This window comes from Serratia sp. CY76391, assembly GCF_052166695.1.
In the GTDB taxonomy this organism is placed as follows: Bacteria; Pseudomonadota; Gammaproteobacteria; order Enterobacterales; family Enterobacteriaceae; genus Serratia; species Serratia nematodiphila.
Genome location: NZ_JBJNOJ010000003.1, coordinates 1 through 26,488, shown reverse-complemented (window position 1 = coordinate 26,488; position 26,488 = coordinate 1). Strand labels below are relative to the sequence as shown.

Here is a 26,488-nt window from a genome sequence, read left to right as displayed (position 1 = left end):
ACCTTTGGCTCACCCTTTCTGTTTTAGCTAATTGCTAAATAATGCGCAAGCGTTTTTTAGCAAAACCGTTATTTACCTTTTTGCTAAAGAGTGCGATCATCAAACGATGGAAACTAAAGAAATCAGGCGCAACAATCTGCGCGAATTGATGGCCCGCTACGCCCGGCAAGGCGTCAACCAGAATGAGTTCGCCACGCTGGTTGAGTCTTCCGCGCCGACGCTGAGCCAAATCATCGGGGAGAAATCCTCCCGCAATCTTGGCGACAATCTGGCCAGGCGGATCGAGGCCAGGCTGAATTTGCCCAAGGGCTGGTTCGACGTGTTTCATGAAAAGCAGCTGGTGCGCCCGTTTGACAACGTGGCGGCGGAGTCGGACTTCCAGCCCGCCCGTTTGAAACCGGTGGTATGGGAAGATACCGAACAAGACAAGGAAGAGTTTGTGGAGATCCCGCTGCTGGATATCGATTTTTCCGCCGGCGACGGCTGCTACGAAATCGTCGATCGCGAGGAGTTTTCGCTGATCTTCCGCCGTTACTATCTGCACAAGATGGGGGTGGCGGTCAACGCCGCGCGCATTATCCGCATCTCCGGCTCCAGCATGGAACCGCGTCTGCAGGACGGCGACGTGGTCGGCATCAATACCGACGACACGCGCATCCGCGAGGGCAAGACCTACGCCATCCGCCACGGCAATTTGCTGCGGGTGAAGGTGCTGATCGAACAGCCGGACGGCGGCGTCATCATCCGCTCCCTCAACCGGGAAGAGTACCAGGACGAGTATCTCAGCTATCAGCAGCGCAAGGAGCAACTGGTGGTGCTCGGCCGCGTCTTCTGGTCGTCTTCGTCCTGGTAACGGGCGATAACCTCGGGCGCCCGTTGCGCCCTGCGGTTATTTGAAGTCCACCACCATCTGCTGCTGGATAGACAGCCCGCGCGTCGACTGCACGCAGCCGGCGATGTAGTCGGTGAAACGCGGCGGTTTCGGCATGCCCAGCTTGAGGATCTTCTCGTTGCTGAAACGCACGTTGAGCATGGCGAACGATCCGTACAGGCGCATCGCCTTCAGCATCAGCCGCTCGTTGCACGGACCGAAAATGTCTTTCAGCTGGCGGCGCATTTTCACCAGCGCGTCATAGGTCACCTGCGCATACTCATCGCCCACCGGCGCTTTTTCCAGGGCCGCCGCCATGGCATTGTCAATTTCGGCAAAGCTGACGCTGCTCTCCTCACCGGCGGAGATGTGATAAACGTCGTTCTCCAGCGTTTCGCTGTTCATCAGCATCACCAGCGCATCCGCGCAATAGTCCGCCGGGATCACGTCGATATTGTCCTGCAGCGAGCACATGAACTTGCGCAGCATCAACGCCATGCCAAACACCCAGAAAATGCTGCTGGAAGGCTGGCAGCCCAGGCGGGTGTGCCCCACCACGATCGACGGACGAGCGATGGTCAACGGCATTTGCGGGCAGCGCTGGCGCATCAGCTGTTCGATGGTGGATTTGGAACGGGTATATTCCACCAGGTGTTCGGCGTCTTCCTCAAACTCGCCGCTCTCCGCCACCAGCGAACCCGGCTCCGGCGAACAGGACATGGCGGTGCCGACGTGCAGGAAACGTTTTAATCCCGGTACCTGCGCCATTCTTTCGGCAAAGGCCAGAGTGCCTTCTACGTTTACCTTCCAAATGAGCGGGTTATTACCAAATGAAGCAACGGCCGCGCAGTTAATAACGTGCGTAACATTGTTAATACGCGCGTCAGTTAAAAAGTCGGCCGGCTCGGAAAGGTCGCCCAATAATATATTTTCAATCGTAATTTTAGACAGCAGATTCGCATCGATATTAAACTTTTCCATATTCGCGCGAATACGGGCCAGCCCTTGCTGCGCATCGTCTGCACGCACCAGCAAAAGATAATTAACTGACTGATTTTCAATCAATAACTTTTCGAGAACCGCACCACCAAGAAAGCCGGTAGCGCCGGTCAACAGTAGCGTTTTCATCATTGTCACCCACATTGGCATTGAATGTGGTTGATTGTATCCGCGGATATTTAAACAAATATTAAATAGAATTACGGCGCCCTTAAACACTTTTCTTAATATTATCTTAAGGAATCTTTTGAAACATCCATCATGGGTTTAGTAACAAAAGAACCGCGTAGATTCTATGATTAATCTCCGCCGTTTAAATACCATTGATGTAGTGCCTGATTTAATTTAACGGTCAATGTTATTTCTCTTCTGGTCCGTGGAGGACTTATGACCTATAACCAAAAAATCTGGTTGGGGGTTTTGCTGCTGTGCACCCTGTTTTGGGGGGCAGTGATAAGCGGCGCCTGTTCGCTGTATAATCGGGCAGATCGCCTCAATGCGCACCAGGCGCAGAGCGAGTTCGCCGCCCGCCACAGTGTGCCCCCCTGCCCGCAGCAAAGCGTTCAGGCCTCCGCCGCCCCCCGGAATGGGTAGGGACAAGACCGGCTAACGATCCTATTATACCCTAAGATTAACAGGGAGATAACGATGGCTCGAAAGCTGGATAGCTTACCGCAGGCGCAACGCGAGAAAATAGAAACCGATTTGCTGGCCATCAGCGTGATCTACAACGAGCGCTACGGCATCGCCTCGACCCAGACGGAAACGGAACAACAGATCCCCGACCACCTGCTCCCCTACTTTCATCAGCGGCTGGATTACTATCGCCGTGCGTAATTGCGCGCATTTCGCTAACCGCCGCTTGGCATCGCTCCCCACGCCGTTACAATAGAGGCATATTGTATCCGCCACTGAAGAGACGCGATTTTGAGCAGCAAGGCAACGGCCACATTTTATATTCACGATTACGAGACCTTCGGCAAGAGCCCGTCGCTGGATCGCCCGGCGCAGTTCGCCGGCGTGCGCACCGATATGGATTTCAACATTATCGAAGAGTCGCTGGTCATCTACTGCGCCCCGGCCGACGATTACCTGCCGGAACCGGAGGCGGTGATGATCACCGGCATCACGCCGCAGGTGGCGCGCGCCAAAGGCGTTAACGAGGCCGAGTTCACCCGCCAAATCCATCAGGCCTTCAGCGTGGCCGGCACCTGCATTCTCGGTTACAACAACATCCGCTTCGATGACGAAGTGAGCCGCAATATCTTCTATCGCAACTTCTACGATCCCTACGCCTACAGCTGGCAAAACGGCAACTCGCGTTGGGATCTGCTGGATGTGATGCGCGCCTGCTACGCCCTGCGCCCGGACGGTATCGTCTGGCCGGAAAACGAAGACGGTTTCCCCAGCTTCCGCCTCGAACACCTCACGCGCGCCAACGGCGTCGAACACACGCAGGCTCACGACGCGATGTCAGACGTATACGCCACCATCGCGATGGCCAAGCTGGTTAAGCAGGCGCAGCCGCGGCTGTTCGATTTCCTGCTGCAACACCGCAACAAGCACAAACTGAACGCCCTGATCGACGTCGCCGACATGACGCCGCTGGTGCACGTCTCCGGCATGTTCGGCGCGGCGCGCGGCAACACCAGCTGGGTGTCGCCGCTGGCCTGGCACCCGGACAACAAGAACGCGGTGATCATGTGCGATCTCGCCGGCGACATGACGCCGCTGCTGACGCTGAGCGCCGAGCAGCTGCGTGAACGGCTGTACACCCGCCGCGACGATCTGGCGCCGGATCAGGCGCCGGTGCCGATCAAGCTGGTGCACATCAACAAATGCCCGGTGCTGGCGCCGGCCAAAACCCTGCTGCCGGAGAACGCCGAGCGGCTGGGCATCGATCGTCAGGCGTGTCTGCAAAATCTGCAGTTGCTGAAACAGCATCCGGAAGTGCGCGAGAAAGTGGTGGCACTGTTCGCCGAAGCCGAGCCGTTCAAAGGTTCCGAGGACGTCGACGCCCGCTTGTACGACGGTTTCTTCAGCGACGCCGACAAGGCGGCGATGAGGATTATCCAGCAGACCAAGCCGCAGAACCTGCCGGCGCTGGATCTGGCCTTCAGCGACGGCCGCATGAAAGAGCTGCTGTTCCGCTTCCGCGCGCGCAACTATCCGAATACGCTGGACGACGCCGAGCAGCGCCGCTGGCTGCAACACCGCCAGGAAGCGCTGAGCGCGGAGCGCGTGCAGAGTTACCTGCTGCAGCTCGAATCACTGTATAACCTGCACGAAGGCGACAAAGAGAAAACCGCCCTGCTGAAAGCGCTGTTCGATTACGGCAAAGAGTTGGTGGGATAAAACCCGCAGCAAGCAGAAAAGGAAAAGGCCGCGAAAGCGGCCTTTTTTGTGGCTGAGGAGACGGCTCGCGCTTAGGCAGCGTCTTCGCTCGCTTGCGGCACCGGCAGACGGAAGCTGCGGGTGACGAAGGCCAGGTAGATCAGACCGATGGCCGCCCAAACCAGGCCCAGCGTCATCGAGCTGGCTTCCAGGTTGATCCACAGCGCGCCGACGGTCAGTGCGCCCATCACCGGCAGGATCAGGTAGTTGAACGTGTCCTTCACGGTGCGGTTCATCTTGTCGCGAATATAGAACTGCGAGATCACCGACAGGTTGACGAAGGTGAAGGCCACCAGCGCACCGAAGTTGATCAGCGCGGTCGCGGTCACCAGGTCAAACGACACCGCAGACAGCGCGATGGCGCCAACCAGCAGCACGTTCAGCGCCGGGGTACGCCACTTCGGATGCACATAGCCGAAGAAGCGAGTCGGGAATACGCCGTCGCGGCCCATCACGTACATCAGACGCGAAACGCCCGCGTGCGCCGCCATGCCTGACGCCAATACCGTCACGCAGGAGAACACCAGGATCACCGACTGGAAGAACTTGCCCGCCACGTACAGCATGATTTCAGGCTGCGACGCGTCAGGATCCTTGAAGCGCGAGATGTCCGGGAAATACAGCTGCACGAAGTAAGACACCACGATAAAGATGATGCCGCCGATCAGCGCCGTCAGGAAGATGGCTTTCGGGATCACTTTCTCTGCGTCTTTGGTTTCTTCGGACAGCGAGCTGATGCCGTCGAAGCCCAGGAACGAGAAGCACAGGATGGTCGCGCCGGTAATCATCGGCACCACGTGAGCGTTATCGGACCAGAACGGGCGGCTGCTGACCAGCGTACCGGCGCCTTCGCCGTGGTAAACGCCGTTGATCACCAGACCCAGGAACACGATCATGATCGCCACCTGCACCACCACGATGATGGAGTTCAGGTTGGCCACCAGCTTGATGCCGCGCAGGTTGAAAATCGTCATCAACCCGACCAGCACCGCCACGAAGATCCAGGACGGGACGCCCGGGAAGATCGCTTCCAGGTAAATCTTGGCCAGCAAAATGTTGATCATCGGCATGAACAGGTAGTCCAGCAGCGATGACCAGCCCACCATAAAGCCGACGTGCGGGCTGATGGCTTTCTGGGCGTAAGTGTAGGCAGAACCGGCGGAAGGGAACTTCTTCACCAGCTTGCCGTAGCTCAGGGCGGTAAACAGGATCGCCAGCAGAGCGAAGGCGTACGCGGTCGCGACGTGACCATCGGTCAGGCCGGATACGATGCCGAAGGTATCGAAGATAGTCATTGGCTGCAGATAAGCCAGACCCATCATCACTACCGGAACTAATGTCAGGGTTTTACGCAGCTGAGTGCGCTGAGCCGGAGCGGCGTTAAGGGTGTTATCGGACATTGTTCAGCCCCCCCTTACCTTGAGCCTTGCGGATGGCGGACACGCCAAGACTTAAGGTTGCGGGGAAACTTCGCAACGAGCGACTTAATTCTAAAAGAAGGGGATTGTAAGCTGGATAACGGGTCGAGGTAACCTCGGCTGCTCCATAGTCGCTGCGGCCACAGCGGAAACCGGCGGGCACCGGCGCTAAAGTGAAAAATTGCCCCATCTTTCTAATCCTCATGAGTCACGACCATAAAGTTTTGTTTGATCGTGCACGAAACTATTTATCTATCCGGATCGGTGTCCGGCCTCGCTTGGTGTATGAAACGCTACGTTGGTAAAACTTAATGCAAAAAAAATAACCGACGCTTTCAAAACGTCGGCTATCTGCATTTGAGATATTTTGCACCAGAATGCCTCCGGATGACAAGATCCGGAAGCCCTCAAATACAAATTCTTTTTGTCGATCGCACGGAAAACCAGCCCGGCAGGCGAATTAATCCGCTACCGGCAGGCCGGTCGCCCGCACATACTTCTTACTTTATACGCCCATTCAGGCATTTTTCAACATCCAGTCGATCTCGGTTTCCGTCACCCGCCGTTCAAACTGCAGCAATTCGTCCGTCTTGCAGGCGTGATAAACTTGGGTGAAGCGCTCGCCCAGATAGTGGGTCAACGCATGCTGATGTTCAAACTCGTACAACGCATCGCTCTGGCGGATCGGCAGCGGCAGCCCCTCCTGCTCCAGCCCGTTGCCGGTCACAGGCTCAGGCAACGGCAACGCGTTGTCCAACCCGTACAACATGCCGGCCAGGATCGCCGCCATCACCAGATAGGGGTTGGCGTCGGCGCCGGCCACGCGGTACTCCACCCGATGATTCTCCGGTTCGCCGCAGGGAATGCGCAGCGCCACGGTGCGATTGTTGTGGCCCCAGGCGGCCTGGATCGGCACATACATCCCCGGCTGGAAACGCCGATAGGCATTGACGTTCGGCGCCAGCAGCGCCATCGACGCCGGCATCAGGGTGATCATCCCGGCCAGCGCCTGTTTCAGCAACGGTGAATCCTCGCCTTCGCCGTCGGCGAACAGGTTGTTGCCCGCCCCGTCCTGCATGCTGACATGCACATGCATGCCGCTGCCGGCGTAATCCTCATAGGGTTTGGCCATAAAGGTGGCGTGCATACCGTGGTTCTCGGCCACCAGCCGCACCAGCCGCTTGAGCGCCAGCGCGTGGTCGCAGGCCAGCAAGATGTCGTCGGAATGGCGCAGGTTGACCTCGAACTGCCCCGGCGACGCCTCCGCCACCGCGCCGTCCGCCGGCAGCCCCTGCAGCTTCGCCAACACGTCGATATCGTTCAGCACCTCGGCGAAATGGTTCAGGTTATCGACGGAGTACACCTGGCTTTGGGTGTTGCGCTCCTGAGTGCCGGGCGCACACGGCGGCTGCAAATCGCCTTCTGCGTCGCGCTGCCTGTCGATGAGATAAAACTCCAGCTCTACCGCTGCCACCGGGAACAAGCCGCGCTGTCGCAGCGCCTGCCACACGCGGTTCAGCACATTACGGGGTTCAACGTCAAAGGGAGTGCCATCTTCATCCAGCATGGTCAGCAACACCTGGCCGATATGCTCCGGATCGGCGGCCGACGGCGTCAGCGAGCCGGGCACCGGCAGGCAAATGCGATCCGGCTCGCCGAGCTCCTGCCCAAGACCGGTCTCCTCCACCACGTTGCCGAGGATGTCCATGGCGAACACCGACGCGGGGAAGTAGCTGCCTTTTTCCAGTTTTTTCAACCCTGAGACGGGTATGCGTTTGCCGCGGAAGGAACCATTGAGATCGGTGAGAAGGATATCGACATACTGCGTGGCGGGATGGCGTTCCAAATAATGAGCAACCTCATTTTGGAACGCGCTACTTCGCCTCTCTTCATGATGCTGTGCAAAATGTTCAACTGCTGCGCTATTGGTTTGCATACGTCACCCGCCATTATGCTCTTAAGGCGCGTTAGCGCCCGTCCGCCGTTCGATTCAACACATGATTGGATTTCTCGCCAGGTCGCGCCGCTGCCGGGCGCTCAAAATAACATCCACAATATGAAACATAGTATTAACAGAATGGGTTTGCAAATGTTACAATCCTGTTTGATTATTCACCACCGGCTGCTAAATTGATAAAATATTGACCGAAAAGGCCTTGCTGCCATTTTTACGTCAACTATTTCGTCCAACGCACCGAGAGTGAACATGGGCAATATATTTTCCAAACCTGCCCTAACTATCGATATCATGCAGCATCGTTATCGCCCAGACAGGCGCCCGATAACGATATTCATGTCTGCCTGTCGCCCCTACCAGAAGGAAGTACCGCTATGAGCGAAGCCAGCTTGGCACCGGGCAAACGCCTGTCACAGATCCGTCAGCAATTGGGTTTGTCGCAGCGCCGGGTCGCCGAACTGTCCGGGTTAACCCACAGTGCGATCAGCACCATCGAACAGGACAAGGTCAGCCCGGCCATCAGCACGCTGCAAAAGCTGCTGAAGGTGTATGGCCTGTCGCTGTCTGAATTCTTTGCCGAACCGGAGGCCGTCGACGAACCGCGCGTGGTGATCGACGCCGAGGATCTGATTGAGATCGGCAGCCAGGGGGTGTCGATGAAGCTGGTGCACAACGGCAGCCCGACGCGCAACCTGGCGATGATGCTGGAAACCTACCAGCCCGGCACCACCACCGGCGAAAAGATCAAGCATCAGGGCGAAGAGATCGGCACCCTGCTGGAAGGCGAGATCGTGCTGACCATCAACGGCCAGAGCTATTGCCTGAGTGCCGGTCAGAGTTACGCCATCAACACCGGCATTCCGCACAGCTTCAGCAATACGTCGGCGCGCATTTGCCGCATCGTCAGCGCACACACCCCTACCACCTTCTGACCGCTTCTCGCACCGGCGCAGCCTGACGCGGGTTGCGCCCCTGCCCACCCACGCTTTTTTCATCGCCGTTATGCCATTTTGTTGGTTGCCAACGGCGCAATCTGTGTTACAACAGAGCAAAACAGCCATCTAAACATCTAAACGGCCTTAACACCTTATGTCAACCGCAACGCCTTCACGCCTCGAGATGCGCAATATCTCGATCGCCTTCGCCGGCTTCAACGCGCTACAGGACGTGGACTTCACGCTGCAGGGCGGATCAATCCATGCGCTGGTCGGCGCCAACGGCGCGGGCAAGTCGACGCTGATGGCGATCCTCTCCGGCGCCCACGATCATTATCGCGGCGAGATCCTGATCGACGGCCAGCCGGTGGCGATCCACTCCCCATTGCAGGCGCGCCGTCACGGTATTCACGTGGTGCAGCAAGAGGTCGACGTCGCGCTGATCCCCACGCTGTCGGTAGCGGAAAACATCATGCTTGACTGGCTGAACGAGCCGGGCCACTGGCTGAACTGGGCGGAGCTGCACCGCCGCGCCGCGCAGCTGCTGCAGCAATGGGCGCTGCCGCTCAACCCGCGCAGACGCTTGGCGGACTGCACGCTGGCGGAAAAACAGCAGGTGCTGCTGGCGCGCGCGCTGTCGCACCGCTGCCGTTTTCTGGTGCTCGACGAGCCGACCGCGCCGCTCGATCGCGCCGAGAGCGAGCGCCTGTTTAACGTGGTGCGCCGCCTGCAATCCGAAGGCATCGGCATCGTGTTTATTTCCCACCGCATCCACGAACTGAGCGACATTTGCGATCGGCTGACGGTGCTGCGCGACGGCCGGCGCGTCAGCGAAGACGCCATGCGCGGGCTGAGCGGCGAACAGATCGTCGAGAAGATGCTCGGCCATCGGCTGGACGACATTTTCCCACCGCCGCGCCCGCCACACCCTGAGCGAACGCTGCTGCAGGTGCAGGGCTTGCACGATCGCCATAAGCTGCGCGACGTTTCGCTGCGGCTGCATGAGGGCGAGATCCTCGGCATCGCCGGGCTGGCCGGGGCGGGCAAAACCGAACTGTGCAAGGCATTGTTCGGCGCCAGCGCCATGCAGCTCGAGCGCGGCGAACTGCGCGGGCAGCCCTGGGTGCCACGCGCGCCGCACCTGTCGGTCGAACAAGGATTGGCGCTGGTGCCGGAAGAACGCCGCAAAGAAGGTATTTTCATCGACGAGGCGATCCCGATGAACCTGAGCGTCAGCGCCGATGACAGCTTCTCGCGCTGGAGTCTGTTCAGCCGGCGGCAAGAGCTGCGCTGGGCGCGCGAGATCATGCAGCGTCTGAATATTCGCGCCTCCGGCCCGCAACAGCGGCTGGCGCGCCTGTCCGGCGGCAATCAGCAAAAAGTGGCGATCGGCAAGTGGCTGCGTGGCGACGCCGAGGTGCTGATCTTCGATGAACCGACCAAGGGCGTGGACATCAAGGCCAAACAGGAGCTGTTCAGCCTGATCGACGGCCTGGCCCGCGCCGGCAAAGGCGTGATTTACGCCTCCGGCGAGTTCGCCGAGCTGATTGGCCTGTGCGATCGCATCTGCGTGCTGTGGGACGGCCGCATCGTGGCGGAATTGAACGCCGCCGACATCGACGAAGAAACCTTATTGCTCTATTCCACCGGAGGAACCCCTGCGTGAGTAAAGAATTTGCCTTGCGGCCTGCGCTGCCCTGGCGCCAACAGCTGTTTGATTTCCTCTACAAATGGGGCATGCTGCTGACCGTGGCGGCGCTGATCGCCCTGTTTGGCCTGGCGTCGGACAACTTTCTCGATGCCAACAACATCATCAATATCCTGCGTTCGATCGCCATCGTGACGGTGATCGCCATCGGCGTCTCCATCTCGCTGTCGGTCGGCGGTTTCGATCTGTCGGTCGGCTCGACCGCCTCGCTGGCCAACGCGCTGGTGATTTCGCTGTTCGTCTGGCACGGTTTCGGCACCACCGGCGCCATCGTGGTGACGCTGCTGCTGTGCACGCTGGTCGGCCTGTTCAACGCCCTGCTGATCGTGGTGTTCAGAATTCCCGATATGCTGGCGACGCTGGCCAGCCTGTTCGTGATCCAGGGCGTGGCGATGACCTACAGCTACGGAGGTTCCATCACCCAAAACATGGTGCTGCCGAATGGCGACATGGCGGAAGGCCCGATCCCGGAAGTGTTTGCCGCTCTCGGTCAGGTGCCGGTGATCGTGCTGATCATGCTGGCGGTCACCGTGGCGGTGCAGCTGTTCCTGTCGTTGACCAAGCACGGCCGCCGCATGTACGCCATCGGCGGCAACCCCGAGGCTGCGCGTCTGTCGGGCATCCGCACCGTGCGTTACAGGGTTGCCGCTTATGTCATTTCCTCCTGGCTGGCGGCGCTTGGCGGCATCCTGCTGGCGTCACGTATTGGCTCTTCGCAGGTCAATGCCGGCGGCGGTTATCTGATGGACGCGGTGGCGGCGGCCTATATCGGCTTCTCGCTGGCCGGCGCCGGTAAACCCAATGCGCTCGGCACCCTGATCGGCGCGGTGATCCTCGGCGTGCTGCAAAACGGCCTGGTGATGCTGTCGGTGCCCTACTACGCCATGGACATTATCAAAGGCCTGGTGCTGGCGCTGGCGCTGGCCATCACCTACATCCAGAAACGCTGATCCTTCCCGGCGCACGCCCGCTGCGCCGCTTTTCCCTTTAATTCATCCGGTTACCCTTTTCCGTCAGCAGAACAAGCATACAAATGATATGAATTATCATTAGCGTTTACATTAAGAAAAAAATCCTTACAATACCCTCACGCAACGCTGACGAAGCGAAGTATTTCTCAGCGAACGATGAATAATTTCATTAGAAATTCAATTGGTTAATTACTTTCACTTCAATCCAGGAAAGGTTTACCTCATGGAAACGCCACGTTACAGCAAGCTCGCCGCTCTGGTGATCGCCTCACTCAGCGCCACCGCCGCACTGGCCGCGCCGCAGGACGACACCCAGGACACCATGGTCGTCACCGCCTCCGGCTTTCAGCAAAAAATTCAGGACTCTGCCGCTTCCATCTCGGTGATCCCGCGCCAGCAAATTGAAGATAAAGCCTATCGCGACGTGACCGATGCACTGAAAGACGTACCGGGCGTGGTCGTCACCGGCGGCGCCAGCAGCAGCGACATCAGCATTCGCGGCATGTCTTCCAAGTACACGCTGATCCTGGTGGACGGCAAGCGCGTCGACACCCGCGGCACCCGGCCGAACAGCGATAACGCCGGCATCGAACAGGGCTGGCTGCCGCCGATGGAAGCCATCGAACGTATCGAAGTGGTGCGCGGGCCGATGTCTTCGCTGTACGGTTCCGACGCCATGGGCGGCGTGATCAACGTCATCACCCGCAAAACCTCGCGCACCGAGTGGAAAGGCTCGCTGCACGGCGACGCCACCCTTCAGGAAAACCGCGATTCCGGCGATCTGTTCCAGACCAACGCCTACGCCTCCGGCCCGCTGGTTGAAGGCCTGCTCGGCCTGCGGGTCAACGGCCTGCTGTCGCGCCGCGCGGAAGATAAAATCACCAACGGTTACAACGAGCAGCGCATGCGCAGCGGCACCGCAGTGTTCACCCTGACCCCGGACGAGAAAAACGAATTCGACTTCGAAATCGGCCGCTCGCTGCAGGATCGCAACAGCACGCCGGGCAAATCGGTGGTAGCGGAACGCTGCAGCAAAGGCAAATGCACGCCGACATCGCGCAGCGAAAGCCTGTATACGCGCACCAACTACGCGCTGACCCACAACGGCTATTACGACTTCGGCAATTCCACCAGCTACGTTCAGCGGGAAGAGACCAACAACCCGGGCCGCAAAATGAAGATGTACAACACCATCTTCAACACCCAGAACCAGTTCGAGCTGGGTTCACACATGCTGAACCTCGGCGGTCAGTATCGCTATGAAAAACTGAGCGACAGCGGCAACCAGCTTGAATCGGCGCAAGGTCTCAGCAAGCTGACGCGCTGGAGCTGGGCGCTGTTCGCCGAAGATGAGTGGGCATTGACCAACGACTTCAGTCTGACGACCGGCATCCGCATGGATCAGGACGAAAACTTCGGCAGCCACTGGACGCCGCGCATGTACGGGGTCTGGCACCTGACCGAACAGTGGACGCTGAAAGGCGGCGTCTCCGCCGGCTACAAATCGCCGGATCTGCGCCAATCCTCCGCCAACTGGGGCCAGGTCACCGGCGGCGGCGTGCGTAAAGGCATCATCGTCGGCAACCCGGATCTGCAGCCGGAGAAGAGCCTGAGCGAAGAGATCGGCCTGATGTGGGATAGCCTGAAAGGCGTCAACGCCGGGGTCACCGTCTTCAACACCGACTTCAAGAACAAGATCACCGAAGTGCGCCGCTGCGAAGACACGCCGGACTGTAAGATCGGCAATGACGTCTACGACTTTATCAGCGATCGCGTCAACGTCGACAAAGCCAATATGCGCGGCGTAGAAGCCACCTTCGGCTGGCAGATCAACAAAGACTGGAAGTGGAACACCAACTACACCTACACCGCTTCCGAGCAGAAGAGCGGCGAGTTCCAGGGCAAGGCGCTGAACCAGATGCCGAAGCACATGGTTAACACCGTGCTGGATTGGCGCGCCACGCAGGACCTCAGCCTGTGGTCGCGCGTTAATTTCCGCAGCAAAACGTCTGAGTATCTGAGCCGTACCTCGATGGCCAAGAGCACGCCGTCCTACACCTTCGTCGATGCGGGCCTGAGCTACCAGGCGGCGAAAAACCTGCAGCTGACCGGCGGGGTCTACAACATCCTCGACAAGACCGTGGATTACGATCACTACAACACCACGCTGGACGGCCGCCGTTACACCGTCGGCATGACCTACAACTTCTGATGCCCCCGGGCGCGCGCTGCGCGCCCTTTTCATTCCATCACCGTGAGGAAGCCCCATGAAATTACGCCGCTCCCCCCTGATGATCGCCCTGCTGACCGCGATGGCGCTGGCGGGTTGCCACAGCAAAACCGACGCACCGGCGGCCCCGGCCACCGTCAACGTCCAGCACCTGAACGGCAGCACCGAGGTGAAGAAACACCCGCAGCGCATCGTGGTGCTGGATTACGCCTCGCTGGAAACGCTGCAGCTGCTGGGCGTCGAACCGCTGGCGCTGCCCGGCAACCGTAAGAATTTGCCGGATAGCCTGAAGCGCTATCAGGACGACAAATACCTCAATGCCGGCACCCTGTTCGAGCCGGATATGGCCGTGCTGCGCGCCGCCAAACCGGATCTGATCCTGATCGCCGGCCGGGCGTCCAAAGCCTATGACGAGCTGAACACGCTGGCGCCGACGCTGAATATGTCCGTCGATCAGCAGGATCAGTTGGGCAGCCTGAAACAGCGCACGCTACAGCTGGGTGAGCTGTTCGATAAGCAGCAACAGGCGCAGGCGGCAGTCGATAAGCTGGATGCGCAGATCGCGGCGGTCAAACCACAGGCCGCCCAGGCCGGACGCGGGCTGGTGGTGCTGTTCTCCGGCGGCAAGATCAGCGCTTACGCCCCCAAGAGCCGTTTCAGCTTCGTCTATGACGCCCTCGGCTTCTCGTCCGCGTTGCAGTCCGATGAAAAAGACGTGCGCGGCAATAAGCTGACGCCTGAGCAGGTGGCCAAACTGAATCCGGACTGGCTGTTCATCATCGACAGGGACGCCGCGACCGGGCGGCCGAACGCGGTGGCGCCGCAGAAAATCCTTACCGGCACCGCGCTGAAGAAAACCGCGGCGGTGAAGAAAGGCCAGGTGGTTTACCTGCCGGCGGCCGAGGTCTATCTGTCCGGCGGCATCGTCACCGCCCAGCACGTCGTCGAACGCGTGAGCGAGGCGCTAACCCACGCTGCGCGATAAAAAAAGCCCGGCGATGCCGGGCTTTTTCCTGGATTAAATCGTCGGCTGGTTTACCAGGCCGTCTATCAGCACCTGCGGCGTGCCCTGCGAACAACGCTCGATGCGCCCGCGCACGCCGTAGACCCGCGCCAGGCTCTGCGGCGTTATCACCTGATCCGGCGCACCGTCGGCGATCAGATCGCCATCCTGCAGCATCAGCACGTGGTCGCCGTGACGCAGCGCGATGTTGATGTCATGCACTACCACCACCGTCACGATATTGCGCTTGCGGGTTTCACGGCGCACCAAATCCATCACGTGGAACTGATAGTTAAGATCGAGCGCGCTCAGCGGCTCATCCAGCAGCAGCAGCGACGGCTGACGGATCAGCGACTGCGCCAACCCCACCAGCTGTTTCTGGCCGCCGGACAGCTGATCGAGGTAGCTCAACGCCAGGTGGGCGATGCCCAGCTGTTCCAGCAAAGCCATCACTTCCGCTTCGCTGCCGGCGTTGCTGCGGCCGCCCGAGGCGCGCTGCGCCACGATGATCGACTCCAGCACGTGCAGATGCACCCCGGCGGGCAGCGACTGCGGCAGGTACACCACTTTCTCCGCCCGACGGGCGAACGGCATCTGCATCAGATCGCCGTCGTCCAGCCACAGCTTGCCCTGCGCCGGGTTCAACCCGGCCAGCGAGCGCAGCAGCGTCGATTTGCCGCTGCCGTTCGGCCCCAGCAGCACGGTGATTTGCCCGCGCGGCAGCATCGGCACCGAGAGATCGCCGATCACCTGACGCTTTGGGTAGCCCGCCGAGAAGTGTTCTATGCGCAAGCCCTGATTCATACGTTCCCCCGATGGCGCAGAATAATGCTCAGGAAGAACGGCACCCCGACCAGCGAGGTGACGATGCCCACCGGAATGATCACGCCGGGCACCAGATTTTTCGACGCCACCGAGGCCATCGACAGCACCAGCGCGCCAATCAGCGCGCTGGCCGGCAGGTAGAAACGGTGATCTTCGCCGAAGATCATGCGGGCGATGTGCGGCGCCACCAGGCCGATAAAGCCGATAGGCCCGACGAAAGCCACCGCCAGCGCCGAGAGCATGCTGATGCGCAGCAGCGTGGTCAGCCGCAGACGACGCACGTCGATGCCGAAGCTCACCGCCCGGTCTTCTCCCAGACGCAGCGCGGTCAGTTTCCACGAGCTCATCATCGACAGCGGCAGCAGCACGGCGAACACGCCGAACAGAATGCCCAGCTTGTCCCACGAGGCGCGCGCCAGGCTGCCCATGGTCCAGAACACCAGCCCCTGCAGCGTGTCCTCACTGGCGATGAATTGCATCATCGAGACCAGCGCGTTAAAGGTAAACACCAGCGCGATGCCGAACAGCACCACGCCGGAGGTGGCGACCCGCGTCCAGCGCGTGATGCCGTCGAGCATCAGCGCGGCGAACAGCGCGAAGATAAAGGCGTTGGCGGAGATGAACCACTGATCGGGAATACCCGGAATGCCGATGCCGAGCACGATCGCCAGCGCGGCGCCAAAGGCCGCGGCGGAAGACACGCCGAGAGTAAAGGGACTGGCCAGCGGGTTATTCAAGATGGTCTGCATTTCCGCCCCGGCCAGACCGAGCGCAAAACCCACCACCACCGCCATCAGCGCATAGGGCAAGCGGATGTCCCAGACGATCACCCGCGTGCCGGCATCGGCCGCGGCGGGATCAAGCAGCGTTTGCCACAAAGACGACAGCGACAGGCCGGATGGCCCCATGGTGAAATCCAGCAGCAGCGAGCCCAGGATCGCCAGTGCCAACACGCCCATCATCAACAGGCGATGGCGAAGAATATGCTGATAACGCCCCATCACGCCGGCGTTGGGTTGCCCCTTGGCGTCAGTCATGGGATCGGTGGATACGCTCATTCGTTAAGATACCTGTTACAACCATCATGACAGCGGCGCGAAGGCGTCCGCCGTAAACCGGAAAGCGCGCGGCGACCGCCTGTGCGCAGCCGCCCACAATAAAGCAAACGATAATACTTATCAATCATATCAATGGGTGAAAACAGCGTTGTTGAAATGTAATAATTTGTTTTTTATCGCCATTTTTCAAACCACCACGCTTTCCCCCGCCAACGGCCAGTAGGTTAATTATTCTGAAAATTATTCCTGATCCGACCAGACTCTGACAAATAACGGCAAAACCACATAGAATCCAAAACCACAGCACCGCGCGTGCAAAAAACTTTCAGGCCGCCGCAAGAGCGGCCTTATTGACGAGGCTGTAATGAGAAGTCCATCTCCGGCGGTAACGCCCAAACGCCCGGCGCTGCTGAACTGGCTGTTGCACAGCCCGCTGCACGCCGATGACGAGCCGTTCCAACGCCAGCTGCGTCTCACGCTGACGCCCTCTCCTCTCACCCCCTGGCTGAATGCCGTGGGGCCGGCCGCGCTGTTGGTGGGGTACGCTTGGCTGAACCAACCGCTGGTCGGTATCGGCCTGCTGCTGCTGTTGCTGCTGTTGACCGCCGGGCGTGCCAGGTTGGCGCAGAGGCGCCAACCCGCCTGGCCGAACGCCATGCTGGTGACGGTGTTGTTGTGGGCGCTGCTGGTTGGCGCCAGCGCCGCGCTGGCGATGCTGTCGGGCCGCTTCGTGCTGATCCTGTTCGCCGGCCTGACCATCACCGCCCTGGCCTGCTGGTTGATGCAGCGCCATGCCGCTGCGCCGCGCTTCGCGCTGCTTGAGGTGATCGCGCTGACGCTGCCCTACCTGCTGGCGGCGCCGCTGTCGCGCGTGCAAAATCTGTTTGTCATGGCGGATCTCGCGCCGCTGTGGCTGGTGCTGGCCCATGGCATGATCGCGCGCTACCACCGCCAGTTGGTGCAGCACGTCACGCTGGCCTGGGAGAAGCAGCAGGCATCGCACCGCGATCGCCTGACCGGCTTCCTCAACCGAGCGGGCGGCGAGGTGGTGATGCGCAGCATCTGCCGCCCCGCAACGGCGCAGACGATCTCCCACCTGTTCATTCTCGAATTCGGTCCGCTGGCGGCGCTCTACCAAAGTCACGGCGTCCAGATCGGCGACGACGTACTGCGCACCGTCGGCGAGCGCCTCAAGACGCTGATCCGCCCGAGCGACTACGTCTGCCGTTATACCGGCGGCCTGTTTTTGATTCTGGTGCACGATCTGCCCTACGGCGCGGAAAGCGAGTTTCTGGCGCGCATTGTGCCGCCGCTGGAGGCGCCCTACGATTTTGGCGCGTTCGGCGAGGTGAACATGCGGCTTAACGCCGGCATTTTGGCGCTGACGCAGCATTACGCGACGGTAGAGAGTTTGATGAGCTCGGCGCAGCAGGCGCTGGCGGAAGCCAAAGGCGGGAAAAAGTAAACCCAAACGCGGCGGGAGCCCCCGCCGCGCGTCACTCACCGAAGATTACTTCACGTCCATCTTCGGGAATTCCATTTCGCTGTACTTCACGACACGGGTGCCTTGCGACAGCTTGTAACCAAACCAAATCAGCAGGAACAGCGGAATGCCGATGTAGGTCGCGGTCACGCCGTACCAGTCAATCTTGTCTTGCAGGAAGGCCTGGTAATTCTGCCCCAGAGTAATGATCAGACACAGCACGAAGGCGAAGATCGGCCCCAGCGGGAAGAAACCGGAACGGTACGGCAAGTCGTTGAGATCGCGCCCCTGCAGCATGTAACCGCGACGGAAACGGTAGTGGCTGATGGCGATGCCCAACCAGGCGATGAAGCCGGTCATGCCCGAGGTATTCAGCAGCCACAGGTAAACCGACTGGTTGCCGAACATCGAGGTCAGGAAGCACAGCCCGGCCACCACGCAGGTCGCGTACAGCGCGTTGCGCGGCACGCCGCCTTTCGACAGCTTGGCGAAGATGCGCGGCGCTTTGCCTTCCGATGCCAGGGTGTACAGCATGCGGGTCGACGCATACATGCCCGAGTTACCGGCCGACAGCACCGCCGTCAGGATCACCGCGTTCATCACCGCCGCCGCCGACAGCAGGCCGGCATGTTGGAACACCAGGGTGAACGGGCTGACGCTGATGTCTTTCACGTCATTGCGCAGCAGGCTCGGATCGGTATACGGAATGATCAGGCTGATGATCAGGATGGCGAAGATATAGAACAGCAGGATACGCCAGAACACCTGACGCACCGCGCGCGGAATATTTTTACCCGGGTTTTCCGATTCGCCGGCCGCGATGCCGATAAGTTCAGTGCCCTGGAACGAGAAGCCGACGATCATGGCCACGCCGATCATCGCCGAGAAGCCGCCGGCAAACGGCGCATCTCCAATGGTCCAGTTCTGCCAGCCGGCATGCTCGCCGCCTTTCAGAATGCCGACAATCATCAGCACGCCGACGGCGATGAAAATAATCACGGTGCTGACCTTGATCAGCGCGAACCAGTATTCCGCCTCGCCGAACCCTTTCACCGAAATGTAGTTCAGCAGGAACATCAGGCCGAGGAACAGCGCGCTCCAGATCCAGCCGGGCGTGTCCGGGAACCAGTAGCTCATCACCAATTGCGAAGCCACCAGGTCAACGGCGATGGTCACCGCCCAGTTGTACCAGTAGTTCCAGCCCAGTGCGAAGCCGAAGCCTTCTTCCACGTATTTGGCGCCGTAGGTGGAGAATGAACCGGAGACCGGCATAAAGGCCGCCAGTTCGCCCAGACTGGTCATCAGGAAGTACACCATCAAACCGATCAGAGCGTAAGACAGCAGCGCCCCGCCGGGGCCTGCCTGAGAAACCGTAGCGCCCGAGGCGACGAACAGGCCGGTGCCGATGGAGCCGCCGATGGCGATCATGGTCAAATGCCGGGCTTTCAGCTCGCGGCGCAATCCGGGAGCTTGCTGCCCCGATGTTTTTATATCCTGCTGAGCCATTCGTTCCCTATCTATCTGCTCTTCGAAAAATGAGGGCGGATTGTAACAAATACCCGCCGGTGAACTAGCAACATTGCACCGATATAAGATAGCTTCATAATTCAGAGGCAATTATTAGCCGCGCCCCTTATGGCCTTACTTACTCTCATTAATGTGAGCGCGCGCAGGTTTTTATGCTTTCTTTGGCCTGCGCGGCGATAGAAGACGTGACGCGCTGTCGATTACAGCACGCAATAGCTGAGAAAACGCTGCAACGCGTTGGAAATGTGCTTTTGCCGATGGCGGATCAGGTACAGCGTGCGCCGCAGCGGTGGCAGCGGCACCGGCAGTTCCACCAACGCGCCGCTGGCCAGCTGCTCCGCCACCACCCGCCGGGACAGGCAACTGATGCCGATACCGTGCCGCACCGCATGCTTGATCGCCTCCGAGTTGCCGAGCTCCATCACCAGCTGGAAGTGCGGCAGGTGCGCCAACAGCAGATGATCCAGCACCTCGCGAGTGCCCGAACCGCGCTCGCGCAGGATCCAAGGCGCATTCGCCAGCGCCTCCAGCGTCGGCGGTTGACGGGTCAGCGGGTTATCCGGCGCAGCGAACACCACCAGCTCGTCCTCCAGCCACGGCTGCGTCACCAGCTCCGGCATATGGCAAGGCCCTTCGATCAGCCCCAGATCGACGCGAAAATCCGCTACCGCCACGATCACGTCCTGGCTGTTGCCGACGTTCAGCTCCAGCGGCGTGGCCGGAAAGTCCCGGCGGTAACGGGCGATCATCTCCGGCAGCATATAGTTGCCGATGGTGCTGCTGGCGGCGATGCGCAGCGCCCCGCCATCATGGCGAAACAGCTGCTCGATCTCCCCCGCCTGCTCCAGCAGCGCCAGCGCCTTGGGGTACAGCAAGCGGCCGTGTTCGTTGATCACCAGCCGTTTGCCGACGCGATCGAACAGCTGCACGCCCAGCTGCCCCTCCAGATCCGCCAGCGCCGCGCTGACCGCCGACTGCGACAGCGCCAGCACCACCGAGGCCTGAGTGGTCGAACCGCTTTTCAGCACTTCGGTGAAAACTTCCAGTTGACGCAACGTGATATGCATAGCCGTCCCGGTATTGAAAGAAGGTTCTGCCAGAGAACCCCAACATGGTGATGTGGGCAGCCCGGCCAGGCTACCCTGTTTGCGGCCAGATCGGCGCGCTATTTGCCCAAGGCGACCAGCTGCGCCGCCGCGGCCAGCGCCGCCTCGCGCGGCGTGCCGGCTTCGTCCCGCAGTATCAATTGCAGCATCGCCACGAGATGATCGCGGTCGATCGTCTTGTTTTCTTCAATCAACCGCCGCACCGCGCGCCCCACTTCCTGATCTACCTGCTCTCTGCGTTGATCGTCGGTATCCATCGCCTGCTCCTGTTCGTTGGAAAGTTGACGGCGGCTCGCCGCTCCTCCACACCCTAGCCGCAATGCGGCGTTATGCCAATGCCTGATCCCATACCACTTATTCAGATAGGTTATAATTATAATAATTAACAACCCTTTGATTTTATTTAATAAATATAATGGTATTAAACTTATTAATGAGGACAATGGACACACTGATGGGCGAATAGCTCAGTGTGACTATATTTTAACCACCATACAAAACTGTAGCTTGCTGTTGAAATTCACTCACGAACCCCGCCCTATCAGCTCTACTAATAAGAATTCCCCTACTTCTCCCGCACCAACGCGGCCGCATCCCTCGGCACACCTTTATAACGCGTATTGCCTACTGTCTTTCGCTTCAACCAATGGCCTTAAGTTCGACGTCATGCAAGAAGTCCAGCAAAAAATCGTCAAAATGCTTGTTGAGGAAATGTTTGAAGAATCTGATCAGTGGCTGGTTACCGATATTTGATAAGTGTGGAAGTGTGCTGCGCGGTGCGGACTGATGGATATATTCATGATATAGGCCAACCTGAATTTAGGTCATGCGATGCAGGCGCAGCACAAAAATTAGCCACCACGCCGCGCCCGCCGTCAATTACTACTTTTTACTGTGATGCTTTTTACTGTGATGTTTTTTCTTGCTGTGGTGTTTAACCGGCTTACCCTGCTTGGTGTGCTGTGGTATTTGTTTTTCCATCGCCGCTTTTTTATCTTCCATGTATTTCGAGCCTTCCGGGTTAATGACTGGGCCAGGACCGCGCGCAACAAGTGGCGCGATCGCGGGGGATGTATCAGCACTAACCGTCGGCATTGGAGCTGCCACAGTAGCAGTCACCCCAAATCCCAGCAGTGACGCCACCAGCACACCGATTGATAATTGACGCATATCTTAACTCCCTTGTTAGATGAGGTTATAGCGTGTTGCTGGGAGGTCATGGTCGTCAATATGTCTTCTGCGCACCAGCCCCACTAACCGTTCGGATGACAGGTATGGACAGGTCGTCAGTGTGCAACATTACGCCAGCGGGCTGATAAGCTATCGAGGAAAATACTTCAGGGCACGTCGAGAAGCGAGGAGGTTAGCTGGAGAGTTAAAGCCGGGGTTACCCCGGCGCAGTAACTACTGAGGCTCACGTTGCAACATCAAAATAATCAGCGTCAATACACAAGGAAGCGTGTACATCATAGCCCCCATTTGCGTTGCCAGCGGATTTTCTTTAGCTTGCCACGCCAAAAACCAATCACCAGCAACCACCATAAAACCAATCCCCCACACCAAGATGGCGAATGAAGCGCCCATCATGGACCAAGCCTTGCCTTTCGCAAAGTCATGGTAAGGATTACGAAAGTTTTTCAACATCACTACTATCCCGATAGTGGCAAATATTCCCGCGAGTGTCTCCATTGTTGTAATTGCAGCCATACCAATAAACGGGGCCCAGCTAACGTTTATGGCTCGCCACATTTGCCCAGGAACGTTATAAGTATCTTGCATTGATAGCAAAGGTGCCACCGCGTGTTGCGCAGTATCGGAAAAATCAGTGATATTATTCATGAAGCTAAAAATCCCCCAAAGAGCTGGGAATAGAGACATAACCAAACAAACAAAGCGAGAGATTTTTATTTCGTTCATGAAATACCTCGATTAGCAAATGGAGATAGGATGTCAACCTAACAACTTAAAAACACTATGCAATTGCAGGGAGGTATCTCCTGTCAACGTGCAACGTGCGCTGACTGCGGGTGATTGAGCAACCAGTGTTTAACATGAATCCTCGGCTACAATCCGCTCATTCCTTTCACCTTGACAGTCACCCTCTATCGTTAACAAGTTATAACTGCGTGTTCTTCGACAGGCACGGCGCGGCTTGGTTTTCTCAGCAACTTCCAGGTCGCGCCACTCAATGGCAGCCAAGGCCAAAATTATTGTCCGCTCCGCAGGCGTTCACTTTAGGGGCTTTGGTTGCCACCCAATGGCGGCACACGCATGATGAACCCTTTGGCAGTCCGAAGATTCAGTGAAAACATGCAGTGTGCCGCAACCCTTCCGTTGACAATCAAATACTCCCTTTTTTAACGTTCAGTTGCTCGCGCGTTCCGAGCACGGCGCGCCGTCACCTACCTCCCTGTAGCAAGTGGCGCGCCACCCAATGGCTGCTCATTTCAGTCAGAGGATGCGGGGGTTATCTTCCATCATCTTTACCGACGTGCGGATACCCACGCATTGAAATGAACGGCCACCCAAATAATGGTGACCTTCAACTTAACCAGCTAACGGGCGTTGGCATTGAACATGGGTTGAAGGTCGCCACCCAACAATGGCGGCACTTGGGTTAACGTAAATCTTCTCGGGGTTCGGATATAAAGGCGACCAGGTGCTGCCACCCAATCGATGGTGACGTCTGGATAATCTGCAGGGTTCTTATTCGTCGTGCCCGACCCGGTCCTGCAGCCCAGACGTTGCCGCCCCTATTGACACCGCTCAACTCCCTTTTTTACTTTTCGGCTGCTTGCACAAGCGTGGCGCAGTGTTATTCACGGGATTGGTAACGCTGCGCCACCCAATGGTAGGGCTTGTCAGTAACGACCTCAGTGCTCAAAAACATACTGACGGTAGTATTTGGACGGATGAATTAATTAACCGTAACGCGATACACATCACAACAAACTCTATAAGTGGTGATTCTAATATTATAAAATCTCTTTGTAATTTCTTGTCTATTAGACAAAACCTGCTAAAATCGATGATAAATATACGGGTAGGTTCCGCACAATCGGATTTCATAAATGCTTGATTATAACAAACTTCTCAAGTCAGCACCTCGCCCACCAAGCTTCAGAGCGACTTGGGCGCCAGTGTATCTTGAACCCGTGATGGGTTCAGGAGAAAAATTCACTGTGATTATTGCTGCATACTCAGAGGATGGTGTGGTAAGAGTATGTAATGCGATACGTCCTGACGTAGTAAAAGCAATGTATGGTAATAAGCACTCACAGTTTCACTCAATAATTGAAATTATCATACAAAACTTAGAAAACCACCTGAAGATGCATAAAAGCTTTTCTGGCTGGAAGTCCCCAATAGTTGGAGCCGTCTTAGGCGGAATTACATCAGCCCAATCAAGTGATATGACTGGTATTTTAAGACAGGCAGTTCAATTAACTGCCAGCCTATCTTCTCTAGATTTTTTCTCTTCAGAAGATGAGAATGATGAGAAATATTCATCAGAAAACACCTGGGCAAATCAGCTAAGAGCAACAATAATTAATAAATCACCTTATTATGAGCAATATTTCAACAGAGAATTCAAAGTAGACGGGCACGCAAGAGCTGCAAAAATATTTTATTTGAGCACTAAAGTAGCTGTTAACACAGATCGTCTGATACCAACTAATCTCGCTGCACACCTTGACAGGAATAAAGCAAGAATACTTGACCTTTTGTCTGTTAAAGATCACGATATCTTTGATCGGGATTGTTTCGAACTTATTGTGTATCGCCCACCAGATAATGACGCAACTTACGGGAAGTCTCAATTTGCGAAATTGCATGAAGCCCTCCACGCCATACAAGAGGTTGGAGATAAGCACTCAATTAGAGTAGTTCCGGTAACTACTGTTCAACAAGCGGCATTACGTTTGATTAAAGCAGAACAAAAGGCGGTATAGAACCGCCCAACCACTACGCTAGGTTTTCTCTCTCCGCACCACACGAAATCATTTACTCAGTTGACACCCCAAATCTCCCATCCATATATTCAAATCGCTCTTCAAGGGAGCAACGGTGCAGCGCCAGTACCTTGTTGTCAGTCTGATGCTGCACCACCCAATCAATGGTAATGCCCTGCAATTTTATCGCTATGTGCCACTGCCTTTTTAGTGCCGGGCATTACCGCCAAACAATGGCAGTGACGAAAGTTAGTTAGTGTTGCGCTTCCTGTGTCGGGGCTTTCGTCATCGCCACCCAAAAAGGCAGCTCCAGAAGCAGGGATGTGTTCGGAAATGGGGCTGCAGTCCCATATGCAAGGACATGATTATGGTTTGGGATTTTCTTTTAGACATGTGGATGACATCTTGCCTTTTTCTTAATTAGCAGATTTTGATGCGTAGTTTACTGATTACATAAGGTTAAACCTTGTCGATATCCTGTCATAATCGAAGCCTCTGCACTCTGCAGCATAGCCTCTTGGTTGACAATTCCAATCTAACATGACTATAAAAGCTTAGGATTAAATTATTAATTTAATAATTAATCCAGAACAATACCTTACTCACCAATCAATAGAATTAGAGAGAAATGATAAATGAGCAAAATTAGCGACCCAATATATCTACCAAGTGATAATTTCCCTGGCGGCCAAGTTAAGATAATTGCATATTGCATAGAGCAAGATTGCGTATATATACAAGGCATAGAAAACAATATATCAACTATCAGTGTGGGCTATAGTGGTAACAAGCTTGAAAAAAACATTAAAACAACTGGAAGCATCGCTGCAATGTGTATTAAGCACGGTTATACCAATGAAGCATACTCTAGCTACTTCCATGTAGACAGGCCGAGCACCTTATCGTTATTAGAATATGACAAGCTTAGCATATCAGAAATCTCACCATTAAAGCAGATGCTCGTCCCAGACGAGCTGGTCAACAGGAATATCATTAATGCTATTCATTTTGATATTGATAATAATGAACTTTATTGCTGTGCAGATAACTCACCCATTTTTTGTGGGTTTTACATATTTGATGGAAATACAAACGAATACAAGAGAAAACTAGATTTAACTCCATATAACTTTAACACACTGGGGTTGTCTAACAAAGACATAGCCATTAGTAAAAGGCGTAGAGTATTCATATCAAATGGGCTTCAGGAGAAAATGGAGGCCATATTTTACATTGACGACACAGATGATATGCTTGTTGATGGGTTTTACATGCCTGACATAAATACCACGCCAGTCACAAGCATAACATCCATTTTCGCGGATAATATTACAGACACCCTATACGTAGTCTGTGTTGCTGATAGTGAAACAGATTTTAGCTCAACATCAAAAGTTTATGCCTTTGATATAAACAACAACAATAAACTAGTTGCGGAGTCACCTGCATACCCTCGTAGATTTACCGCATCTGCATTTGATTTTGAAGGTAAGTTATTGTATTTAATAGCCTCACCTAATCCAACACATTCTCAAGACTCTGACGAGCTGATATCATTGACTTTAGAAGATATGACTTTTATTAACTCAATAAAATTGCCAGAAAAGAGAATTGAATCCATAGTTCATCTTGCAGGCAGTCAGCGAGTAGGAGTAACAACAGCGAATATGTCGCTCGCCAACCCTATTGCGGCATTTTTTACAGTGAGTCACCCCGGAGAACCATAATAAATATATTATTATACAATAGTCACTATTGTTGTATTTTAATTGGTTACCACATCTACCGCTGATTTATAATCAAGCCCCAATACTCGGGGCTTTCGCTTTTTGGACGTAAAAAAACCAGCTCAGGGCTGGCGGTCATTTCTATGTGGGTTACTCTGGCTTATCCGGCCACGCCGGATTATCGACATCAACCCGGCTCAGTTTCACGCTGTAGCGCTCCCAGGCGTCCAGCTTGGCCTTTTCTGCGTCCGTGGCCATGTCGAGTTTCACGGCGCGTTCAAGTGGCCTTATCACGTCTTCCGCTTCGCTCAGTAACCGCGATT

General features: G+C 56.6%; 23 protein-coding genes. 12 read left to right on the top strand and 11 right to left on the bottom strand.

All coding sequences use genetic code 11. The features are described from left to right. The first annotated feature begins 106 nt into the window (after nucleotides 1-106). Complete coding sequence (locus ACJ8PN_RS07985; protein ID WP_442534794.1) at nucleotides 107-853, top strand: S24 family peptidase; 747 nt, start codon at nucleotides 107-109, stop codon at nucleotides 851-853. 36 nt (nucleotides 854-889) lie between these two features. On the opposite strand, the gene ACJ8PN_RS07980 is transcribed toward ACJ8PN_RS07985, so the two are convergent. Beyond that, entirely contained in the window at nucleotides 890-1,999 is a 1,110-nt protein-coding gene (locus tag ACJ8PN_RS07980; protein WP_004935629.1) for an SDR family oxidoreductase, read from the bottom strand. Nucleotides 2,000-2,257: 258 nt separating this feature from the next. Here ACJ8PN_RS07980 and ACJ8PN_RS07975 point away from each other — a divergent pair, with 258 nt between their 5' ends. The 3 genes from ACJ8PN_RS07975 to sbcB all read left to right on the top strand — a co-directional run bounded on the left by ACJ8PN_RS07975 (nucleotide 2,258) and on the right by sbcB (nucleotide 4,225). Next, nucleotides 2,258-2,464: a hypothetical protein gene (locus ACJ8PN_RS07975; protein ID WP_442534793.1), complete on the top strand. Its 207-nt coding sequence runs from the start codon at nucleotides 2,258-2,260 to the stop codon at nucleotides 2,462-2,464. A 54-nt stretch (nucleotides 2,465-2,518) separates the two neighbouring features. Beyond that, nucleotides 2,519-2,707, top strand: coding sequence for a DNA polymerase III subunit theta (locus ACJ8PN_RS07970; RefSeq protein WP_004935635.1), 189 nt, complete (start codon nucleotides 2,519-2,521; stop codon nucleotides 2,705-2,707). A gap of 90 nt (nucleotides 2,708-2,797) precedes the next feature. Next, nucleotides 2,798-4,225: an exodeoxyribonuclease I gene (sbcB, locus tag ACJ8PN_RS07965; protein WP_442534792.1), complete on the top strand. Its 1,428-nt coding sequence runs from the start codon at nucleotides 2,798-2,800 to the stop codon at nucleotides 4,223-4,225. Nucleotides 4,226-4,296: 71 nt separating this feature from the next. Here sbcB and ACJ8PN_RS07960 read toward each other — a convergent pair whose 3' ends face one another. Then, nucleotides 4,297-5,664: an APC family permease gene (locus ACJ8PN_RS07960; protein WP_004935642.1), complete on the bottom strand. Its 1,368-nt coding sequence runs from the start codon at nucleotides 5,662-5,664 to the stop codon at nucleotides 4,297-4,299. Between the two features lie 535 nt (nucleotides 5,665-6,199). Then, nucleotides 6,200-7,618 (bottom strand): glutamine synthetase family protein, encoded by a 1,419-nt coding sequence (locus tag ACJ8PN_RS07955; protein WP_171454408.1) that lies wholly within the window; start codon nucleotides 7,616-7,618, stop codon nucleotides 6,200-6,202. Between the two features lie 395 nt (nucleotides 7,619-8,013). Between ACJ8PN_RS07955 and puuR the strand changes: the two genes are divergently transcribed. The 5 genes from puuR to ACJ8PN_RS07930 all read left to right on the top strand — a co-directional run bounded on the left by puuR (nucleotide 8,014) and on the right by ACJ8PN_RS07930 (nucleotide 14,468). Continuing rightward, nucleotides 8,014-8,571: an HTH-type transcriptional regulator PuuR gene (gene puuR / locus ACJ8PN_RS07950; RefSeq protein ID WP_171454409.1), complete on the top strand. Its 558-nt coding sequence runs from the start codon at nucleotides 8,014-8,016 to the stop codon at nucleotides 8,569-8,571. 157 nt (nucleotides 8,572-8,728) lie between these two features. Further along, a complete protein-coding gene (locus ACJ8PN_RS07945; RefSeq protein ID WP_171454410.1) occupies nucleotides 8,729-10,240 on the top strand; it encodes a sugar ABC transporter ATP-binding protein in 1,512 nt (503 codons plus the stop codon). Continuing rightward, nucleotides 10,237-11,232 (top strand): ABC transporter permease, encoded by a 996-nt coding sequence (locus tag ACJ8PN_RS07940; RefSeq protein WP_004935654.1) that lies wholly within the window; start codon nucleotides 10,237-10,239, stop codon nucleotides 11,230-11,232. Before ACJ8PN_RS07945 ends, ACJ8PN_RS07940 begins: the two co-directional genes overlap by 4 nt. A 244-nt stretch (nucleotides 11,233-11,476) precedes the next feature. Beyond that, complete coding sequence (locus ACJ8PN_RS07935; protein ID WP_143778322.1) at nucleotides 11,477-13,465, top strand: ligand-gated channel protein; 1,989 nt, start codon at nucleotides 11,477-11,479, stop codon at nucleotides 13,463-13,465. A 55-nt stretch (nucleotides 13,466-13,520) separates the two neighbouring features. After that, nucleotides 13,521-14,468 carry a siderophore ABC transporter substrate-binding protein gene (locus ACJ8PN_RS07930; RefSeq protein ID WP_171454411.1) on the top strand — a complete coding sequence of 316 codons (948 nt, stop codon included), beginning with the start codon at nucleotides 13,521-13,523 and terminating at the stop codon, nucleotides 14,466-14,468. Nucleotides 14,469-14,501: 33 nt separating this feature from the next. Here the strand turns inward: ACJ8PN_RS07930 and ACJ8PN_RS07925 are convergent, their stop codons facing one another. Continuing rightward, nucleotides 14,502-15,290 (bottom strand): ABC transporter ATP-binding protein, encoded by a 789-nt coding sequence (locus ACJ8PN_RS07925; protein ID WP_171454412.1) that lies wholly within the window; start codon nucleotides 15,288-15,290, stop codon nucleotides 14,502-14,504. Then, on the bottom strand, nucleotides 15,287-16,369 hold the full coding sequence (locus tag ACJ8PN_RS07920) for a FecCD family ABC transporter permease (RefSeq protein ID WP_004935667.1): 1,083 nt from the start codon (nucleotides 16,367-16,369) through the stop codon (nucleotides 15,287-15,289). The genes ACJ8PN_RS07925 and ACJ8PN_RS07920 overlap by 4 nt, the downstream gene beginning before the upstream one ends. Before the next feature lie 364 nt (nucleotides 16,370-16,733). Here ACJ8PN_RS07920 and ACJ8PN_RS07915 point away from each other — a divergent pair, with 364 nt between their 5' ends. Continuing rightward, a complete protein-coding gene (locus tag ACJ8PN_RS07915; protein ID WP_171454413.1) occupies nucleotides 16,734-17,834 on the top strand; it encodes a GGDEF domain-containing protein in 1,101 nt (366 codons plus the stop codon). Between the two features lie 45 nt (nucleotides 17,835-17,879). On the opposite strand, the gene ACJ8PN_RS07910 is transcribed toward ACJ8PN_RS07915, so the two are convergent. The 5 genes from ACJ8PN_RS07910 to ACJ8PN_RS07890 all read right to left on the bottom strand — a co-directional run bounded on the left by ACJ8PN_RS07910 (nucleotide 17,880) and on the right by ACJ8PN_RS07890 (nucleotide 22,402). After that, nucleotides 17,880-19,358 (bottom strand): amino acid permease, encoded by a 1,479-nt coding sequence (locus tag ACJ8PN_RS07910; protein ID WP_033632569.1) that lies wholly within the window; start codon nucleotides 19,356-19,358, stop codon nucleotides 17,880-17,882. Between the two features lie 221 nt (nucleotides 19,359-19,579). Next, entirely contained in the window at nucleotides 19,580-20,446 is an 867-nt protein-coding gene (gene yieE / locus ACJ8PN_RS07905) for a DNA-binding transcriptional regulator YeiE (RefSeq protein ID WP_015378518.1), read from the bottom strand. 98 nt (nucleotides 20,447-20,544) lie between these two features. Next, nucleotides 20,545-20,742, bottom strand: a complete 198-nt coding sequence (locus tag ACJ8PN_RS07900; RefSeq protein WP_351109398.1) for a hypothetical protein — start codon at nucleotides 20,740-20,742, stop codon at nucleotides 20,545-20,547. Between the two features lie 625 nt (nucleotides 20,743-21,367). Next, complete coding sequence (locus tag ACJ8PN_RS07895; protein ID WP_442534791.1) at nucleotides 21,368-21,655, bottom strand: hypothetical protein; 288 nt, start codon at nucleotides 21,653-21,655, stop codon at nucleotides 21,368-21,370. Nucleotides 21,656-21,889: 234 nt separating this feature from the next. Next, nucleotides 21,890-22,402 (bottom strand): DUF2165 family protein, encoded by a 513-nt coding sequence (locus ACJ8PN_RS07890; protein ID WP_420276792.1) that lies wholly within the window; start codon nucleotides 22,400-22,402, stop codon nucleotides 21,890-21,892. A 1,154-nt stretch (nucleotides 22,403-23,556) separates the two neighbouring features. On the opposite strand from ACJ8PN_RS07890, the gene ACJ8PN_RS07885 reads away from it, so the two are divergent. Both ACJ8PN_RS07885 and ACJ8PN_RS07880 read left to right on the top strand, forming a co-directional pair. Then, complete coding sequence (locus ACJ8PN_RS07885) at nucleotides 23,557-24,438, top strand: hypothetical protein (protein WP_442534790.1); 882 nt, start codon at nucleotides 23,557-23,559, stop codon at nucleotides 24,436-24,438. Between the two features lie 635 nt (nucleotides 24,439-25,073). Next, nucleotides 25,074-26,165 (top strand): hypothetical protein, encoded by a 1,092-nt coding sequence (locus ACJ8PN_RS07880; RefSeq protein ID WP_442534789.1) that lies wholly within the window; start codon nucleotides 25,074-25,076, stop codon nucleotides 26,163-26,165. A gap of 150 nt (nucleotides 26,166-26,315) precedes the next feature. Here ACJ8PN_RS07880 and ACJ8PN_RS07875 read toward each other — a convergent pair. Then, on the bottom strand, nucleotides 26,316-26,488 hold a 173-nt coding region (locus ACJ8PN_RS07875; protein ID WP_442534814.1), incomplete at its 5' end, for a tail fiber assembly protein.

Bases quoted from the DNA above. Each gene is read 5' to 3' on its own strand.
- ACJ8PN_RS07985 (WP_442534794.1), top strand. From the start codon at position 107: ATGGAAACTAAAGAAATCAGGCGCAACAATCTGCGCGAATTGATGGCC.
- ACJ8PN_RS07980 (WP_004935629.1), bottom strand. From the start codon at position 1,999: ATGAAAACGCTACTGTTGACCGGCGCTACCGGCTTTCTTGGTGGTGCG.
- ACJ8PN_RS07975 (WP_442534793.1), top strand. From the start codon at position 2,258: ATGACCTATAACCAAAAAATCTGGTTGGGGGTTTTGCTGCTGTGCACC.
- ACJ8PN_RS07970 (WP_004935635.1), top strand. From the start codon at position 2,519: ATGGCTCGAAAGCTGGATAGCTTACCGCAGGCGCAACGCGAGAAAATA.
- ACJ8PN_RS07960 (WP_004935642.1), bottom strand. From the start codon at position 5,664: ATGTCCGATAACACCCTTAACGCCGCTCCGGCTCAGCGCACTCAGCTG.
- ACJ8PN_RS07955 (WP_171454408.1), bottom strand. From the start codon at position 7,618: ATGCAAACCAATAGCGCAGCAGTTGAACATTTTGCACAGCATCATGAA.
- puuR (WP_171454409.1), top strand. From the start codon at position 8,014: ATGAGCGAAGCCAGCTTGGCACCGGGCAAACGCCTGTCACAGATCCGT.
- ACJ8PN_RS07945 (WP_171454410.1), top strand. From the start codon at position 8,729: ATGTCAACCGCAACGCCTTCACGCCTCGAGATGCGCAATATCTCGATC.
- ACJ8PN_RS07935 (WP_143778322.1), top strand. From the start codon at position 11,477: ATGGAAACGCCACGTTACAGCAAGCTCGCCGCTCTGGTGATCGCCTCA.
- ACJ8PN_RS07930 (WP_171454411.1), top strand. From the start codon at position 13,521: ATGAAATTACGCCGCTCCCCCCTGATGATCGCCCTGCTGACCGCGATG.
- ACJ8PN_RS07925 (WP_171454412.1), bottom strand. From the start codon at position 15,290: ATGAATCAGGGCTTGCGCATAGAACACTTCTCGGCGGGCTACCCAAAG.
- ACJ8PN_RS07920 (WP_004935667.1), bottom strand. From the start codon at position 16,369: ATGAGCGTATCCACCGATCCCATGACTGACGCCAAGGGGCAACCCAAC.
- ACJ8PN_RS07915 (WP_171454413.1), top strand. From the start codon at position 16,734: ATGAGAAGTCCATCTCCGGCGGTAACGCCCAAACGCCCGGCGCTGCTG.
- ACJ8PN_RS07910 (WP_033632569.1), bottom strand. From the start codon at position 19,358: ATGGCTCAGCAGGATATAAAAACATCGGGGCAGCAAGCTCCCGGATTG.
- yieE (WP_015378518.1), bottom strand. From the start codon at position 20,446: ATGCATATCACGTTGCGTCAACTGGAAGTTTTCACCGAAGTGCTGAAA.
- ACJ8PN_RS07900 (WP_351109398.1), bottom strand. From the start codon at position 20,742: ATGGATACCGACGATCAACGCAGAGAGCAGGTAGATCAGGAAGTGGGG.
- ACJ8PN_RS07895 (WP_442534791.1), bottom strand. From the start codon at position 21,655: ATGCGTCAATTATCAATCGGTGTGCTGGTGGCGTCACTGCTGGGATTT.
- ACJ8PN_RS07890 (WP_420276792.1), bottom strand. From the start codon at position 22,402: ATGAACGAAATAAAAATCTCTCGCTTTGTTTGTTTGGTTATGTCTCTA.
- ACJ8PN_RS07885 (WP_442534790.1), top strand. From the start codon at position 23,557: ATGCTTGATTATAACAAACTTCTCAAGTCAGCACCTCGCCCACCAAGC.
- ACJ8PN_RS07880 (WP_442534789.1), top strand. From the start codon at position 25,074: ATGAGCAAAATTAGCGACCCAATATATCTACCAAGTGATAATTTCCCT.